At 55.5% G+C, this 16383-nt stretch carries 17 protein-coding genes; 9 read left to right on the top strand and 8 right to left on the bottom strand.

The genetic code is table 11. The features are described from left to right. Nucleotides 1-163: 163 nt before the first annotated feature. Entirely contained in the window at nt 164-703 is a 540-nt protein-coding gene (locus HMPREF0201_RS08680) for a helix-turn-helix domain-containing protein (protein WP_016536204.1), read from the bottom strand. 94 nt (nt 704-797) lie between these two features. Here HMPREF0201_RS08680 and HMPREF0201_RS08675 point away from each other — a divergent pair, with 94 nt between their 5' ends. Beyond that, complete coding sequence (locus HMPREF0201_RS08675) at nt 798-1964, top strand: benzoate/H(+) symporter BenE family transporter (protein WP_016536203.1); 1167 nt, start codon at nt 798-800, stop codon at nt 1962-1964. Here the strand turns inward: HMPREF0201_RS08675 and HMPREF0201_RS08670 are convergent. Further along, a complete protein-coding gene (locus tag HMPREF0201_RS08670; RefSeq protein WP_039898173.1) occupies nt 1947-2816 on the bottom strand; it encodes a helix-turn-helix domain-containing protein in 870 nt (289 codons plus the stop codon). The genes HMPREF0201_RS08675 and HMPREF0201_RS08670 overlap by 18 nt on opposite strands. Nucleotides 2817-2988: 172 nt before the next feature. Between HMPREF0201_RS08670 and HMPREF0201_RS08665 the strand changes: the two genes are divergently transcribed. Beyond that, nucleotides 2989-3888, top strand: coding sequence for a DMT family transporter (locus tag HMPREF0201_RS08665; RefSeq protein ID WP_016536200.1), 900 nt, complete (start codon nt 2989-2991; stop codon nt 3886-3888). Nucleotides 3889-3935: 47 nt separating this feature from the next. On the opposite strand, the gene HMPREF0201_RS08660 is transcribed toward HMPREF0201_RS08665, so the two are convergent. Both HMPREF0201_RS08660 and HMPREF0201_RS08655 read right to left on the bottom strand, forming a co-directional pair. Beyond that, nucleotides 3936-4604: a DUF3313 domain-containing protein gene (locus HMPREF0201_RS08660; protein ID WP_039898172.1), complete on the bottom strand. Its 669-nt coding sequence runs from the start codon at nt 4602-4604 to the stop codon at nt 3936-3938. 82 nt (nt 4605-4686) lie between these two features. Beyond that, the gene (locus tag HMPREF0201_RS08655) at nt 4687-5811 is read right to left on the bottom strand and encodes a MurR/RpiR family transcriptional regulator (RefSeq protein ID WP_071704089.1); all 1125 of its coding nucleotides are present in this window, start codon (nt 5809-5811) and stop codon (nt 4687-4689) included. Nucleotides 5812-6061: 250 nt separating this feature from the next. Between HMPREF0201_RS08655 and HMPREF0201_RS08650 the strand changes: the two genes are divergently transcribed. From HMPREF0201_RS08650 to celB, 3 genes are all read left to right on the top strand, one after another. Beyond that, nucleotides 6062-6367 carry a PTS sugar transporter subunit IIB gene (locus tag HMPREF0201_RS08650; protein ID WP_039898171.1) on the top strand — a complete coding sequence of 102 codons (306 nt, stop codon included), beginning with the start codon at nt 6062-6064 and terminating at the stop codon, nt 6365-6367. A 19-nt stretch (nt 6368-6386) separates the two neighbouring features. Then, nucleotides 6387-7688 carry a 6-phospho-beta-glucosidase gene (locus HMPREF0201_RS08645; protein WP_016536195.1) on the top strand — a complete coding sequence of 434 codons (1302 nt, stop codon included), beginning with the start codon at nt 6387-6389 and terminating at the stop codon, nt 7686-7688. Between the two features lie 91 nt (nt 7689-7779). Beyond that, a complete protein-coding gene (gene celB, locus HMPREF0201_RS08640) occupies nt 7780-9147 on the top strand; it encodes a PTS cellobiose transporter subunit IIC (protein ID WP_016536194.1) in 1368 nt (455 codons plus the stop codon). A gap of 83 nt (nt 9148-9230) precedes the next feature. Here the strand turns inward: celB and HMPREF0201_RS08635 are convergent, their stop codons facing one another. After that, the gene (locus HMPREF0201_RS08635) at nt 9231-10826 is read right to left on the bottom strand and encodes an ABC transporter substrate-binding protein (protein ID WP_016536193.1); all 1596 of its coding nucleotides are present in this window, start codon (nt 10824-10826) and stop codon (nt 9231-9233) included. Between the two features lie 119 nt (nt 10827-10945). On the opposite strand from HMPREF0201_RS08635, the gene pepT reads away from it, so the two are divergent. After that, nucleotides 10946-12175 (top strand): peptidase T, encoded by a 1230-nt coding sequence (gene pepT, locus HMPREF0201_RS08630; protein WP_016536192.1) that lies wholly within the window; start codon nt 10946-10948, stop codon nt 12173-12175. Between the two features lie 119 nt (nt 12176-12294). Here the strand turns inward: pepT and tehB are convergent, their stop codons facing one another. Both tehB and tehA read right to left on the bottom strand, forming a co-directional pair. Then, the gene (tehB, locus tag HMPREF0201_RS08625) at nt 12295-12888 is read right to left on the bottom strand and encodes a tellurite resistance methyltransferase TehB (protein WP_016536191.1); all 594 of its coding nucleotides are present in this window, start codon (nt 12886-12888) and stop codon (nt 12295-12297) included. Further along, nucleotides 12885-13877: a dicarboxylate transporter/tellurite-resistance protein TehA gene (gene tehA, locus HMPREF0201_RS08620; RefSeq protein ID WP_016536190.1), complete on the bottom strand. Its 993-nt coding sequence runs from the start codon at nt 13875-13877 to the stop codon at nt 12885-12887. Before tehA ends, tehB begins: the two co-directional genes overlap by 4 nt. A 113-nt stretch (nt 13878-13990) precedes the next feature. Between tehA and ydcK the strand changes: the two genes are divergently transcribed. Continuing rightward, the gene (gene ydcK / locus HMPREF0201_RS08615) at nt 13991-14917 is read left to right on the top strand and encodes a YdcK family protein (protein WP_039898169.1); all 927 of its coding nucleotides are present in this window, start codon (nt 13991-13993) and stop codon (nt 14915-14917) included. On the opposite strand, the gene rimL is transcribed toward ydcK, so the two are convergent. Beyond that, nucleotides 14918-15472 carry a 50S ribosomal protein L7/L12-serine acetyltransferase gene (rimL, locus tag HMPREF0201_RS08610; protein ID WP_016536188.1) on the bottom strand — a complete coding sequence of 185 codons (555 nt, stop codon included), beginning with the start codon at nt 15470-15472 and terminating at the stop codon, nt 14918-14920. A 270-nt stretch (nt 15473-15742) separates the two neighbouring features. Here rimL and HMPREF0201_RS08605 point away from each other — a divergent pair, with 270 nt between their 5' ends. Both HMPREF0201_RS08605 and HMPREF0201_RS08600 read left to right on the top strand, forming a co-directional pair. Then, a complete protein-coding gene (locus HMPREF0201_RS08605) occupies nt 15743-16018 on the top strand; it encodes a type II toxin-antitoxin system HicA family toxin (RefSeq protein WP_016536186.1) in 276 nt (91 codons plus the stop codon). Further along, on the top strand, nt 16015-16377 hold the full coding sequence (locus HMPREF0201_RS08600; protein WP_016536185.1) for a type II toxin-antitoxin system HicB family antitoxin: 363 nt from the start codon (nt 16015-16017) through the stop codon (nt 16375-16377). The genes HMPREF0201_RS08605 and HMPREF0201_RS08600 overlap by 4 nt, the downstream gene beginning before the upstream one ends. Nucleotides 16378-16383 lie beyond the last annotated feature (6 nt).

The raw sequence follows: 16383 nt of genomic DNA, 5'->3' as shown, positions 1-16383 counted from the left end.
GAATTTCCCCTGACACGTTCACCGTTCGCAGAACGTGCAGGGGAAGCAGATTTACCGGTGAACGGAACATAGCCGGCTCACAGAGATTATCTCTTCTGATTACAGCCGTTTATGCCAATCCGGAGATGATTCCGCTCATGCAAAATAGTGCAAAAAAGAGACGTTACGCCGTCGTCGCCGGATAGTGAATCAGCGAATGGAAATGTGCCTCATCGTCAGCGGGATTGCGGTATGCATGAGGCCGGTCACCGTGAAATTTAACCCCTTCTCCCGCGCGTAAAAGCCGCCATTCACCGTCGATTTTCATCTCCAGCTCGCCAGTAATTACCACCACATGCTCCACCACGCCGTGGTCGTGTGCGGAGGACTCGCTAAGCGCCCCCGGTGCAAGCCGGATAGAGAAATGATCGAAACGTAGCTGCGGGTCATAAGGGAAAATGGGCACCACCACCATATCCTGCTGCTGCGGATCAAATACCGGGCGAGCGGGCGCGGCTTCCGCCTCAAGAAATACCGAGAACGGCACGTTAAAGCCGGTGGCTATCTTCCAGAGCGTCGCCACCGTCGGGCTGGATTCATTGCGTTCGATCTGCCCGAGCATCGCTTTCGAAACGCCGGTTTTCCCGGCGGCAAGAGTCAGGCTCCAGCCCCGCGCCTGGCGCAGGCCTTTTAGGGTATTAGCCAGATGTAATGCTATATCCATATCGCTCTCCTTTGGCGACGTAGTATAGCGCCTTGTGCGCTATAGCGCACAATGTTATATTCGCCGGACGTTATAACGCACAAGCGAGAACATCATGCGTCTTTCCTTTCCTCCGCTACCCACCGTGCTGGCAGGGTTTGTTGCCGTGCTGGTCGGCTACGCCAGTTCGGCCGCTATTATCTGGCAGGCCGCCGACGCCGCAGGGGCTAATGCCCACCAGATAGCCAGTTGGCTGACGATGCTGGGGATTGCAATGGGCGTCAGTACCCTGGCGCTTACGCTCTGGTATCGCGTGCCGGTGCTGACGGCATGGTCAACGCCCGGTGCGGCGCTGCTGGCTACCAGCCTGCCCGGCACCAGCCTTAACGAAGCCGTTGGCGTATTTATTTTTGCGTCTTTGCTTATCCTGATTTGCGGCGCGACAGGGCTGTTCGCACGGCTGATGCGCGTTATTCCCCCTACGCTTTCGGCGGCAATGCTGGCCGGGGTGCTGCTGCGTTTCGGGCTTGAGGCCTTCACTTCGTTACAGGGTCACTTTTTGTTGAGCGGCAGTATGTTTCTGGCCTGGCTGCTGGCTAAGGTATTTGCACCGCGTTATGCCGTAGTGGCGGCAATGCTTGCCGGGCTGGCAATTTGCCTTGTCGGCGGCGAGATTAATGCCAACGCGGTTCCGGTTTCCGTGGTTATCCCCGAATTCACCGCGCCCGCGTTCAGCCTTACCAGCCTGCTGGGCATCGGCGTCCCTTTCTTCCTGGTGACGATGGCTTCGCAAAATGCACCCGGCGTGGCGACGCTAAAGGCGTCCGGCTACAACATTCCCGTTTCTCCATTGATGGTGGTTACCGCCGCAATCGCCCTGCTGCTTGCGCCGTTTGGCGTGTTTTCCGTGTGTATCGCGGCCATTACCGCAGCCATCTGCCAGAGCGGTGAAGCGCATCCTGATAAAGACAAACGCTGGATGGCCGCCGCGGCCGCCGGGGTGTTTTATCTGATTGCGGGGATCTTTGGCGGTTCAATTTCAGCGCTGCTCACCGCGCTGCCGCTGGCTTGGATACATACTCTTGCCGGGCTGGCGCTGTTGGGCACCATCGCCGGGAGTTTGCATCAGGCGCTAAGCCATGAGCGCGAAAGGGATGCGGCAATCGTGACGTTTCTGGTCACCGCATCCGGCGTGAACCTGCTGGGCGTGAGTTCGGCATTCTGGGGGCTGGTTGCCGGGGGCGTTTGTTATACGGCGTTTTCGCTATTTAAGCGCGCGTAGCTGTGAAGGCGTTGCGCCGAATACGCTCCTGAAGCGGTTGCTGAAATGGCTTGGCGAGCTGAACCCGCAGGCCATGGCGATATCCGTCAGCGGCAACTGTCCGTGGCGTACCAGCTGCTCCGCCCTCGCCATTCTGCGCTGCATCACGTACTGGTGCGGCGCAAGGCCGGTGGACTGCTTAAACATGCGGGCAAAGTGATATTCACTCAGGCCCGCGAGCTGAGCAAGTTCGCCCAGCGTCAGCGATTCACTAATATTCTGCTCGATATAGGCCTGAGCGTTGCGTAACGCCGCAGGTGCCAGCCCGCCGCGAACCGTCGGCAGCTTCCACTGTACGCTGCTGTAGTGCTGCACAAGATGCGTCAGCAAGAGCGTTGAAGCGGTGCTTAACGTCAGATGATTGGCTCGTTGCTGCCAGTCGCTGCTCAGCAGAAAATGGCGATACAGCTGGGTTATTCGCGGATCGTCGGCAAAAGTTTTTTCATCAAGATTAATCCCCGCCGGACTGCGCTCCCAAATCTGTTCGGCAATATCCCGCAGGTGTTCGTCCGTACAGTAGAGATGGACAAACGAGAACTCATCCCTCACGTCCCAGGTTGACTCGCTGTCTTCCGGCATGATGCAGAAACGATCCGGTCCTCCGCCGTTGCGCCAGCCGGAGGCCGTTTTCTGATAGGTTTCATACCCCTCAGTCACGTACAGGCTGAGCGTGTGGTGATCGCTGCGCTGGGTAATACAGTCGTCGCCGTTCGACCAGGCCGCAAGCTGAATACCGGAGCCAAGCTGAACGCTACCGTTCAGACGGGCTTTGTGCTTTTGCAGCGTTTCGAAGGCGTGATAAGGCGCGGTCATAGGGGAATTTGGCTTCTGGAACATGCCTGTTAGTTTAGGGATTGTGCATCTTAGCCGCCAGCATCACGATGAAAAAAAACCGCAAGAATATGCAAGTCCCGCAGGTGGGTGAAAGCGCTTTTAAGAGCAGCGGTTGATACTCTTCCCCTGCTCTGGACTAATGAGAAATTCAATGAACGCTTTGCTTTATATTCTGGTGGTGGTGATTTGGGGAACCACCTGGATTGCTATTTATATGCAACAGGGAGTGGTGTCCGTACCCGTTTCCATTTTCTGGCGCTTTGCCGTAGCGGCCGTGGTGATGCTGGTTACGTTGCTGGCGCTGGGCCGCCTGAAGCGTATAGCGCTTAAAGATCATCTGTTTTGCGTGTTGCAGGGCGCGTGCGTGTTTGGCTTTAACTTCTTCTGCTTTTATCACGCTGCGGCCTATATCAGTTCCGGCCTGGAGTCGGTCATCTTCTCGATGGCGGTGCTGTTTAACGCCTTCAACAATATGCTGTTCTTCCGCAAAAAGCCGTCACCACGCGTTCTGCCTGCGGCAGCGCTGGGGATAGCGGGGATTATCGCCCTGTTCTGGCATGATCTGGTCGCTACCCAGCTTGCGCCTTCGCTGTTAATTGGCATTGGCCTTAGCGCGCTCGGCACCTTCGGGTTCTCGCTCGGCAATATGATTAGCGCCCGCCATCAGAGCCGTGGCCTGGAAACGCTCTCCACCAACACCTACGCGATGTTTTACGGCACCGCCATTATGGGGTTAGTAGCGCTGGCAAGCGGAGAGTCATTTATGCCCGACTTTAGCGTGCGCTATATCGGCTCGCTGCTCTACCTGGCGATTTTCGGCTCGGTTATCGCCTTTGGTGCCTATTTCACGCTGGTAGGCCGCATCGGCGCGAGCCAGGCGGCCTACAGCACGCTGCTGTTCCCGCTGGTAGCGCTTTCGCTATCGACGGTTTACGAAGGTTACGTCTGGCACGCTAACGCTGTGCTCGGCCTGGTGATGATTCTGGTGGGTAACCTGGTGATGTTTGCCAAACCCGAGCAGTGGCTGCCGTGGCGCAGAAAGCTGGCGTAATAAAAAACCGCAGCCATGAGCTGCGGTTTTTGTCTGAATTAAAGCGATTATTTATTCGGAACGTCAAACATTGTGGCGTCCGTTGCCAGGCCATCAACAACCTGTTTCAGCGTATCGACGGTCACTTTGGCATTCTCATTATTGAGCGTTTTGCCCTCGCCTTTACGTACCACGCGCAGCACCGGCTTATTGGTTGCGGCGTCAATCAGCTCGCCTTCAAAGTAGAGATTGGTGTCCATGGTGCGGTGGCCGGTAGCCATTTGCGTACCCGCCACAACCATAGCGACAGGGATAACTTCATAGAACTGTAGCCCTTCTTTGCTGCTATCCACGCCGGTAATGGCCCCGCGGAAAATCAGGCTGTGCGGGCCAGGCGTGGTGACCAACGGCTTACGTTGCTGCGCCGCGGCTTTTAGTTTGGTGTTGGTATAAGCCAGCAAACCGTCCAGCGTTTTTTGGCCTATTTGCGTCGTTGGTTTTGGAACCGGGTAATAAACTACCGGGTTATAAACCAGGCTGTCGTAATTCGCCGGTTTGAAATTCGGGTCAACCCAGCGCATAACCGTTTTCCCGGTCGCGGATTTGGTTTCCTGCAGGCCGGAATAATCTTTTAAAAACCCAGAGTATTTTTCCGGCGCGGTGGTTTTTGAAGCACACCCCGCCAACGCTAACAATCCTGCCAGACAAGCAACTTTAAAACACGTTGTGGTACGCATCGTTTGATCCCTGTTAGTTGGTATAAGCCTTTCAGGTATAGCAAAAAACGACATTCCTCGTGTGGGTAATGCTGCTTTGATTTTAAAACTCAGAGCCACCGCTCGCTTCCGGCTCGGCGGCTACGCCGTCGCACAGTAAATCAATAATCAGCAGCGAGCCGTAGCGACCGTCGCCGGGTGATAGCAGAATATCTTTGGCATGCGCGGTCGCGCCCGGATCGCTGGTGACCATAATCACTTCCGCCCCCTGCTTTCTGGCCTGCTGTACCGCAGCCAGCAACGCCCCGTCCGGCACCGAACTGGCAAGGACTATCATCGCCTGGCCGCTATTTAACATTGAGGCGGTAAAGCTCATCAGCGCAGGGTCAGAGCAGACGCTCGCCGGCAATCCCTGGGTTAACAACCGGTATTGCAGCAGGCTGGCGAAAGGCGTGTCCGCCGCTCCGGCGCTAAAGATATGGATTGCGTTGGCGCGTTTAAGCAGCGCTATCGCCCGGGTAACCGCTGGCTCCAGGAGCGTTTCCAGCTGCTGATTCAGCGTTTGTTGAATGCCGTTTAGCCGCTGCTGCCAGCGTGATGACAGCCCGCTGCCCGGCAGTGCCGTACTGGCCTGAGCCAGCTTCATGCGCAGGTCGCGTATATCGTCGCAGCCCGCCGCCCGCGCAAAGCGGGTAATCGTTGCCGGGCTGACGCCTGCGGCCTGTGCCAGTTGGTCAATGGTTGCCGATGCGGCAAAGCCGGGATCGTCGAGTATCGCCTGGGCAACCCGGGACTCTTGCTGGCTGAACTCCGCAAGCCGCTGGCGGATGCGCGTGATGATGTCGCCGTCGGTATCCCGTCCGATGGAATGAGAAAAACGTTCCAGCACGTCCTTTGCCACGCCGCCACGGTTGGCGAGGTATTGCAGAGTTTCGTTATCCACCCAGGCCGCGTCGCCCAGAACCTGAGACGGTACGGCCAGCGCCTGCTGCACGCGGCTGTCGTCACGCTGGTGGCGAACCTGGCCCAGGAAGTCGTTCATGTCGCTACAGCCGATGGTGCGGGCAAACTGTTGCAGCGTCGCCTGGCTTACGCCTGCCCTGGCAGCCAGCTGTTCCATGCTGGCGTCCGGTAACTGGAAGAAGTTTTCCAAGAAAAAGCGGGCCAGGCGAGTTTCCTGGGGAGATGAGTCGGCTAACCCGTGGACCAGGTGATAAACAATATCCATCGCGGTATGGGTTCCTTGTGTCTGCGTCACGGGTTGATAAGTCATCATAGTGCTTTGAAATTATTTTTCAATTACTGCGGCGTGGTTGCCGCGTGCCTTCTCTCAGTCATACCGCATCCTGCTGCAAATTGCTTTGCTATTCGGGAAATCAATAATCCAACGCAGATCACGGTCATGAAAATAATTTTCATACATGCTGAATAAACGCGCTGTTGTTTGAAACAGGTTTTCATTTTTGAGAGGAAAGGTAATGAAAAAGATCATGTTATGTTGCGCCGCGGGAATGTCCACCAGCATGCTGGTGCAAAAAATGCGCACAGAGGCGACGAAGCGCGCCCTGGATGTGCAGATTGATGCCGTGTCGGTCGCCGAGATTGAAAGCCACCTCTCCAGCGCGGACGTGGTGCTGCTTGGCCCGCAGGTACAGTTCGAGCTGGCTCGCCTGACCGAGCTTTCTGCCCCGCTTGGTAAGCCAGTCGCGGTTATCGACATGATGGATTACGGCACCATGCGCGGCGACCGCGTGCTGGATAAAGCCATCACCTTAATGGCCTGACCGGCCCGGGAGAGCAGAGATGAAAATTACCGTTGTGGGCGGGGGCAGCAGCTACACCCCGGAACTGATTGAAGGCCTGATCCTGCGCCATGCCGCCCTGCCGATGACGGAGCTGGCGCTGGTGGACGTGGAAGCCGGGCGCGAAAAAGTAGAGATTATCGCCGCCCTTGCCCGCCGCATGTTCGCTAATAAGGGGCTGGAGCAGGTCAAAGTTTCGGTTCACTTCGATCCGGATACCGCAATTTCCGGCTCCAGCTTTGTGCTGACCCAGCTGCGCGTTGGCCAGTTGCCCGCGCGCGCCGCAGACGAGCGCCTCGGATTAAGCCACGAGCTGCTGGGCCAGGAAACCACCGGCGTCGGCGGTTTTGCCAAAGCGCTGCGCACTATTCCGGTGATGCTGGATATCGCTAAACGCGTGGAGCGCCTTGCGCCTGATGCCTGGATAATCAATTTCACCAATCCGGCGGGTATCGTGACCGAGGCGGTGTCCCGCTATAGCAACGCGAAGATCGTTGGCCTGTGTAACGTGCCGGTGACCATGCACCACACCATCGCCGACATGCTGAAACTGCCTTATGACAAAGTGACGCTGCGCTTTGCCGGGCTCAATCACATGGTTTGGGTGCACGAAGTCATTGCCGATGGGCGAGACGCCACCGCCGAAGTCATCGAAATGCTGTGCGACGGCGAGCAGCTTTCGATGAACAACATCAAAGCCATTCCGTGGCCTCCGGCGCTGCTGCGCGCCCTGAAGGCTATTCCCTGCCCTTATCACCGCTATTTCTGGCAAACCCGCACCATGCTCAAAGACGAGCTGGCCGATGCTGCCAGCGGTAAAGGCACCCGTGCCGAGCAGGTAATGAAGGTTGAAGCCGAGCTGTTTGAACTTTACGCCAGCCCGCAGCTCGACAAAAAGCCGGAGCAGCTTAGCCAGCGTGGCGGTTCGTTTTATTCCGAGGTGGCGCTGGAGCTTATCGACGCGCTGTACAACAACCTCGGCCAGCAAATGGTGGTCAACACCGCCAATAACGGTGCGATTCAGGGCCTGCCGGACGATGCGGTTATCGAAACCAACTGCGTGATAGACGCTCTCGGCGCTCATCCGCTGGCGTTTGGCAAGCTGGCGCCGCTGATGAACGGCCTGACGCAGCAGGTAAAAGACTTTGAGCGGCTGACGATTGAAGCGGCCGTCCACGGCGATAAGCAACAGGCGCTGCTGGCGCTGATTGCCAACCCGCTGGTGGCGGACGTCAACATCGCACAGGCGCTGCTTGAAGAAGTGCTGGAAAGTAATAAGGCATGGCTGCCGCAATTTAACTAGCGCCGCTGCCCGGCTGGCGCGCTATGCAGGCTCGCCGGGAAACCAGACCAATAACAATAATACCCGGCCCCGTGCCGGGACAGGGGTAACCGTGTCTACAAAAAAATCGTTCCTTGAAAAATATGTGCTGCCGGTGGCGCTGAAGATCGCCGGGCAAAAACATGTGCTCTCCGTCCGCGACGGGATAATCCTGAACATGCCGTTTATGCTTATCGGCTCGTTCTTCCTGATTTTTGCCTACCTGCCGGTGCCCGGTTACCCGCAGTTGATGAGCGACCTGTTCGGTGCCAGCTGGCAGAGCAAGCTGCTTTACCCGGTAAAAGCGACCTACGATATTATGGCGATAATCTCCAGCTTTGGCATCGCCTATCGCCTGGCCGAAAAATACCGCACCATCGATCCGCTGACTTCAGGCGCGGTGTCGCTGGTGGCCTTTATTATGACAATTCCGCAGAACATTATGTTCACGCCACCTTCCGGCGGGCCTGCTGAGTTCGTAAAAGGCGTGCTGCCGATGGGGCAAATTGGTAGCCAGGGGCTGTTCGTGGCGATTCTGGTTGCCCTGCTTTCCACCGAAATCTACCGCTTTATCAGCAACCGCAATCTGGTTATCCGCATGCCGGAAGGCGTGCCGCCTGCGGTGGCAAAATCGTTCCTCGCGCTGGTGCCGGGCTTCTGCGTGCTGGCGGTCGTGCTGGCGCTGCGTCTGCTGGTTGAAGCCACACCGTTCGGCGATATCAACACCATGATTACCGACCTGGTTGGCATCCCGATGAGCCACATCGGCGGCTCTCTGCCGGGCATGATCGTTTCGGTTATTCTGATTGGTATTCTGTGGACCCTGGGCCTGCACGGAGACACCATCGTACTGGTGTTTATCCGCCCGGTGTGGCTGACCAACATGTCCGAAAACCTGGCAGCCTTCCAGAACGGCCTGCCGATCCCGCACATCATTACCCAGCAGTTCTATGACCTGTGGATTGCCCCGGGCGGTACGGGCGCGCTGTTAGGCCTGGTTATCTTTATGCTTATCCGCAGCCGCAGCGTGCAAATGAAGCAACTTGGGAAAATCGCCGCACCCGGCAGTCTGTTTAACATCAGCGAGCCGATGGTATTTGGTATTCCGCTGGTGATGAACCCGTACCTGGTGGTGCCGTTTATCCTGACGCCGGTAGTGCTGGTCATCGTTTCTTACACCGCGATGGCAACCGGCCTGGTCGCGCCGCCAGCCGGTATCGCCCTGCCGTTTACCACGCCGATTATCGTCAGCGGCTATCTGGCAACAGGCGGCCACATTTCCGGCTCGATTCTGCAAATTGTGAACCTGGCGATTTCGCTGGTGATGTATTACCCGTTCTTCCGGGTATGGGATAACCTGAAATTCCGCGAAGAACAGCAGGCTAATCAGACGGCGGCGGCTACGCCGGTAGAGGCGGTTAGCGAGCGTAGTCCAGGCTAACCGGAATCAGGGGGAATGGCATAATTCCCCCTGACACGTTTACCGTTCTCTGAACGTGCAGGGTAAAAAGCAGCCTGCCTGAGTTACTTCTTCACATCCACCTGATAAAAAATATGCTTCCCGAAAGGATCAACCTCATACCCGGTTACTTCTTTGCGTACCGGCTCAAAGATGGTTGAGTGGGCAATCATCACCGCCGGCATTTGGTCGTGCATCATCTGCTGCGCTTCTTTGTAAAGTTCCACGCGCTTGTCATGATTACCTTCGGCGCGGGCTTCAATAATCAGCTTATCAAACGGCTGATAGCACCACTTTGATGAGTTGGAGCCGCCGTTGGCCGCGGTACAGGTAAATAGCGGGCCGAAGAAGTTATCCGGATCGCCGGTTGCCGTGGTCCAGCCCATCAGCGCGGCCTGATGTTCACCGCTTTTCACACGCTTGAGGTATTCGCCCCATTCGTAGGTAACAATCTTCGCCGTAACGCCAATTTTCGCCCAGTCGGCCTGAATCATCTCCGCCATGCGTTTAGCGTTCGGGTTATACGGGCGCTGAACCGGCATCGCCCACAGATCGATGCTCATGCCGTTGGCAAAGCCAGCCTCTTTCAGCAACGCTTTAGCTTTCTCCGGATCGTAATCGTAGTCTTTCAGCTTATCGTCCGCGCTCCACACGCCCGGCGGCAGCAGATTTTTTGCTTCAATGCCGGTTCCGTGAAAGACAGCTTCGATGATCGCCGGCTTGTTGATGGCCAGCGCCAGCGCCTGGCGAACCTTCACGTTATCCAGCGGCGGCTTTTGAGTATTGAAGGCGAGAAAACCGGTGTTCAGCCCCGCTTTCTGCATCAGGTTAATGTCTTTATTTTCCTTCATACGCGGCAAATCAGCCGGGTTCGGGAACGGCATCACCTGGCACTCGTTTTTCTCCAGCTTGGCATAGCGTACCGAGGCATCCGGCGTGATGGAAAATACCAGTCGATCCAGCTTCGACTTGCCCTGCCAGTAGTCCGGGAAAGCGGTAAACAGAATGCGGGAATCTTTTTGGTACTGCTTCAGCTCAAATGGCCCGGTGCCGATAGGATCGGAGTCCACGCGCTCGGGCGTGCCCGCTTTCAGCATAGAGTCGGCATATTCGGCGGAAAGTATCGACGCGAAATACCAGCCCAGATCGGCAACAAACGGCGCTTCCGGGTGAGCGAGCGTGAAGCGAACCGTATTGTCATCCACTTTATCGATGGCGGTAATTAACTTGCCGAACTCCAGGCTTTCAAAGTTGGAGTAGTTGCCGTTGGAAACGTTGTGGTACGGATGCTTTGGGTCCATCTGGCGCATAAACGAGAAAATGACATCATCGGCGGTAAAGTCGCGCGTGGGCTTGAAGTATTTATTGCTCTGGAACTTTACCCCTTTGCGCAGGTGGAAGGTGTAAACCTTGCCGTCTTCACTCACGTCCCAGCTTTCCGCCAGGCTTGGCTGTAACTCGGTGGTGCCGACTTTGAAGTCCACCAGGCGGTTATAAACCGGCACCGCGCTGGCATCCACGCTGGTGCCGGAAGTATAAAGCTGCGGGTTAAAGTTTTCCGGCGAGCCTTCCGAGCAGTAAACCAGCGTACTGGCGGCAACGCCGGTGCTTAAAGAGAGCGCCGCCACGGCGAGCGCAAGCGTTGTAATCTTTGTTCTCATCGCTATCTTCCTGTGGTGTTTGTCCTGACCCTGAATGAATAAAGCTTGTGCAAATCGCCTTAATAAATAACATTAAATTTACATTGCCAACAAACAACATCGAACAATAAGGAAACACTATGCCTTCGCCGCTCAGCGCCCAGCTTACCCAACGTTTCTTCCGCTACCTGGCGGTCACCAGCCAGAGCGACCCGCGCACCGGCACGCTGCCCAGCACGCAGGGGCAGCATGAGATGGCTCAGTTGCTGGCAGAAGAGCTGAGTCAGCTCGGCCTGGACGATATTGTTATTGACCAGCACGCCACGGTAACCGCCGTGAAAAAAGGCAACGTAAAGGGCGCGCCTCGCATCGGATTTATCACCCATATCGACACCGTTGACGTTGGCCTCTCCCCGGATATCCATCCGCAAATCCTGCGTTTCAGCGGCGAAGACCTGTGCCTTAATGCCAAAGAAAACATCTGGCTGCGCACCGCCGAACACCCGGAAATCAACGCTTATCCAGGGGAAGACATTATCTTTAGCGACGGCACCAGCGTGCTGGGCGCAGACAATAAAGCGGCGGTAACGGTGGTGATGACCCTGCTGGAAAACCTGACGGCGGAGCATAAGCACGGCGATATCGTGGTAGCTTTTGTGCCGGATGAAGAGATTGGCCTGTGCGGCGCGAAGGCGCTGGATCTGGCGCGGTTTGACGTAGATTTCGCCTGGACTATTGACTGCTGTGAGCTGGGTGAAGTGGTTTATGAGAACTTCAACGCCGCGCACGCCGAGCTAAAATTTACCGGCGTGACCAGCCACCCGATGTCTTCCAAAGGCGTGTTGGTAAATCCTCTGCTAATGGCGACGGATTACATCAGCCACTTTGACCGCCAGCAGACGCCGGAGCATACCGAAGGCCGCGAGGGTTATATCTGGTTTAACGGAATTCAGGCTTCACAGAGCGAAGCGGTGCTGAAGGCCAATATTCGGGACTTCGACCAGGCAAACTTTGAGCGCCGCAAACAGCAGATTGGCGAAGTGGCACAGAAAATTGCTGCTCAATACCCAACCGCGCGAGTGGAATACAGCATCAGCGATACCTACAGCAACATCAGCAATGCTATTACCGAAGATCGCCGGGCGATTGATTTGATCTTTGCCGCACTCGAAGAGCTTGATATTGAGCCGAAGGTTATTCCAATGCGCGGCGGCACGGACGGCGCAGCGCTGTCGGCCAAGGGGCTGTTAACCCCGAACTTCTTTACCGGGGCGCATAACTTCCATTCCCGGTTTGAGTTTTTGCCGCTGAGGGCTTTTGAGGCTTCTTACAATGTGGCTCTGAAACTCTGCCTGCTGGCGGCGAAGTAGTTTTCCCCTCACCCTAACCCTCTTCCCAAAGGGGCGAGGGGATCAGAACAAGAGCGAGGGAACTTAATCCCTCTCCCGGAGGCGCGGAGATCGGAGCAAGAGGGATTGAGGATTAACCTTTATCCCTTCCGCGCCAGCATAGTGGCAAAACGCAGCTTAATACGGTTACCGTTCTCATCGGTCTTATGCAACTGACCCACATCTTCGTTGTACTTAACAAGCTCCCAGCCTTCGTAGTAATTACGCAGCTCGCCCTCTTTAAATGCAAACGGGAAGCCGACGGTACAAGGGAAGTCTTCGGTATCCATTGCCGCCACAATCAGGTTGTATCCGCCCTGCTTCGTGCAGCGCTGCATATTGGCGATCAGCCCCGGAATAGTAGAGCGCTCAAGGAACATCATCACCACGGTGGAGAGAATAAAGTCGTACTCGCCGTCAAAGGTCAGCTCATTGAGATTCACTTCCGCGGTAACAATGTTGCTCAGCCCTTCCGTCTCGATAATCCGGTTCAGGTTGGCGATACTCATCGGGTTTTTATCCCACGCGGTGACGTCGAACCCCTTCTGGTTCAGGTACAGGCTGTTGCGCCCGCCGCCGCAGCCAAGATCCAGCGCTTTACCGGGCAGTACGATAGTCGCGGCATTAACAACATCGGAGTGTGTTGCGGTTAAACCATATTTTTCGCTGTAGTAGCTTTCAGACTTCACGGTCATAACAGATCCTTTTTCTCAGGCAGTGCGGAGCGCAAAATCAGCTTTCCCTGCATCAGCAGGATAAAGGTGCGCGCCAGCAGCAGGCCGATAATTACATTAGTAAAAATAAAAAGCGGAATAGCGATGATGCGGAACAGGCCGTCGGTGCTGCCGTGGCTCAGGTGCAGCGCGGTCGTTGCCAGCGCCGAGATGCCAAACGAGAAGCTCCAGAAGGACGCGTTGAACGGCTGCGCCATATACCAGGGCATTAATCGCAGCATAAAGAGCAGTTGCAGCAGGCCGTAGCCGAATAGCATTTTGGCGAAGAAGTCGGTGACGCCGCCGTTAACCGCCAGATAAGCGCTACAGGCAACCAGAGCCGGAGCCAGTTGAATACCGAGAGAAGTCCGAACCGGCGCAGGTAGCTCACCCGCGCTGCGCATGCGGTGCAAAATTGCTGGCTCCAGGCTAAGCCAGGAAAAGACGCCCGCACCAAGAAACATAATGCCGAGGTCGTGGTAACCCAGCGCCCCGCTTGCCATCGCGCTGATAAAGTTATTGGCAACCGTGGGTAAATAAAGGCCCGGCGTGGTGGCGTCCTGCGGGTGAGAGCCACGCCATAACCCGGCGGACTGCCAGGCCGCATAACAAAGCTGCACCGCGGCCCCGAAGCCAAACAGCGCCACGGCAAGTGGGCGAAAATACGGCGTAATGCCGATCGCCACCAGCATAGTGGTAGCAGGAAACAGGCTGACAAAACTGCTCATCAACGGGTGATAGATTTCTGCCTTTACACTCTGAGGATGACGCACCAGGCGGGTGACAAACGCGGCGGCAAGCAGTAGCCAGATAACGCTGGCGAGAGCTACCAGCGCTTCGCCGATGGCCGACGACACCGGCAAGATGGTGGCGGCATAACGCCAGGCAAAGCCCATCCCGATAATACCCAGCACCATGCCGAAGTAACCTGCGGGCAGATTGATAAAGCTGGCGGAAGAAGATTTATTCATTCTGTTTATATTTTAAAATGTATTTTAAATGCATTTTATTCGATCCCCCGGCAGAACGCTACGCCGGTGATTTTCCTGCTACGTTTATCATCAGGCAACGGCGAGAAACTGCGATGAAAAAATACCGGCTTACCGAGGACTCACGGCTTCATGATTATCAGCCTGGGGGGGAAAACCAGCAAGTCCGGCTCTGGCAAATCGAGGCGCTTCGCGACTTTGCCGATGTGCGTGCCGGGCAAAGCGGCGGCTGGGTGGAAAGTGAGGGAAATCTCAGCCAGACGGGCGACTGTTGGCTGGAAGAGGATGCAAAAATCTGGGGCGGCGCAAGCGTTGAGGATAATGCCTTTGTTACGGGCGAGTCAGAGATTTGCCAGGGAGCGAGAATTAGCGGCAACGCGCGGATTGAGCACTCGCAAATCAGCGGCGAATGCCACATTTTCGACCACGCCCGCTTGCAAAACCGCTGCCAGATTATTGCCGTACTCGGGCTGACGGAAGACCCTGAGCTACGGCTACAGATCTACGGCCATGCCACGCTCAGCGCCTCTCGCGTGGTGCATCAGGCACAAATTTACGGCCATGCACGGATCATTAACGCGTTTATTGAGCACCGGGCAGAGGTTTATGACCGCGCCATCATTGAAGGCAACGAGGAAAATAACGTCTGGATCTGCGACTGCGCCAAAGTGTTCGGCAGCGCCAGAATAGTTGCCGGCTTCGGCGACAGCCAAATTCCCACCGTTCGCTATTCCTCGCAGGTTTATGATAATGCGGTTATCGAAGGTGACTGCGTGCTGAAGCATCGTGTGCGCGTTTTTGGCGATGCGACACTGACTGGCGGCCCTATCCAACTGGATGACAATGTGCACATTTATGGCGAGGCCCGATTAACGGGCAATGTGCTGATTGAGAACAACGTGCAGATCTATGACCGCGCCGTCGTGGAAGGCTGCGGCGACGAGCTTATCCATATCCGCGGCATTAAGGATATCAACGGCGAGCAGCTTATTACCCGCTCGCCTTTTTACGGCGTGTTCTGATTAGTCGACGATGCGTCCGTAAATATTCTGGTCGTGGAACTCGCCGTTCAGATATTCGGCCTGCCTCAGGCAGCCTTCAAGGGTGAATCCATTGCGCGTTGCGACGCTATTGCTGGCAATATTCGTGACGATGCATTTAATCACAAAGCGCCGCACCGTTCCCTCTGCGGAATATTTACCGATAACCGCTTCCAGCGCCGCAGAAACAATACCTTTCCCCTGCATATCTTCACTTAACCAATAACCGATGTAGGCCGTTTTGTCGGTCGGCACTATCTGGTTAAACGAAAATACGCCTACCAGCTCATCGCGATAGAGGATCATAAACATCTTCGCGTAACCGCGATGATGCAGCATAAGGTTGCTCTGAACGGTTTTGCGCGTATCTTCAGTGGTTGTGACAAACTGTGGCCAGTTCATCGCCTTTTGCAGCCAGTTTTTGTTACGTTGGATCAGTGAAAATAGCGGCTCAACGTACTTATCGCTAACCGAATGCAGCGCTATTTGACCGTCTACCTCGATGATTTCATCCCGCCATTCTTCATTATTTTCCACACTCAGGCTCCGGCGTTATTAAACAGGTGACGCTTATCTTATGTCACTTTTCCCGAAAATTGCATCCGCTGCGACAGCCTCACCAAATGGTGATGCATAAAAATTCACTATGGATAATTCATCAATCAATAAGTGTCTTGAATAACCGCCCTCCTGCCCGACCTGACTTTTATCAAAATCTGGAAAACATCGCGCAAAGTGACTTCATAAATTGACGTCAAAACCCTGTATGCTATGATGACATCATAATTTGAAGTCACGGAAGGATTCATGGGATATGGCAAGGACTACCTCAGAAAAAAACATCATCAGACGCTAATTCAAATTTTTGCCCGCCCGGTGCCTTCAGGCATTAAATGGCAGGATATTGAAATGCTGGTTCTGGCATCAGGCGGTGAAGTAAGCCAGGGCAGCGGCTCCCGGGTGCGCTTTCTGCTCAACGGTAGCATCGCTCATTTTCACCGACCCCATCCCTCACCTGATACCGACAAGGGTGCGATTAATAACGTAAAAGAATGGTTTGAGAGCATTGGAGTAACGCCATGACCACAGCACAAGCACTGCCTAACATTATGATTATCAACGGCCAGCCAGCGCTAATCGCCTGGATACCCGAAATCAATCTGTTCCGTGGCAAATTTCTCGGGCTGACGGGCTATTGCGACTTTGTGGCTGACAGCGCGCCGGGGCTACAGCGGGAAGGCGAAAAGTCGCTGCAGCTGTATATCGAGGACTGCCGGGAAAGCGGCATTGAACCTTTTGAGAAAGAGGAAAAAGTGAAAACCTTTACGCTTCGCTACCCTGAATCATTAGGCGAGCGCCTCGCGCTGGCTGCGGCAGAACAGCGTATGTCTCTTAACAGCTACATTATTGACGCCCTGGCAAAACAGCTAAAAGCTCGTTAAAAAAAG

Source organism: Cedecea davisae DSM 4568, from assembly GCF_000412335.2.
In the GTDB taxonomy this organism is placed as follows: domain Bacteria; phylum Pseudomonadota; class Gammaproteobacteria; order Enterobacterales; family Enterobacteriaceae; genus Cedecea; species Cedecea davisae.
The sequence above is the reverse complement of the archived record's forward strand: the minus strand, read 5'-3'. Positions and strand labels throughout refer to the sequence as shown.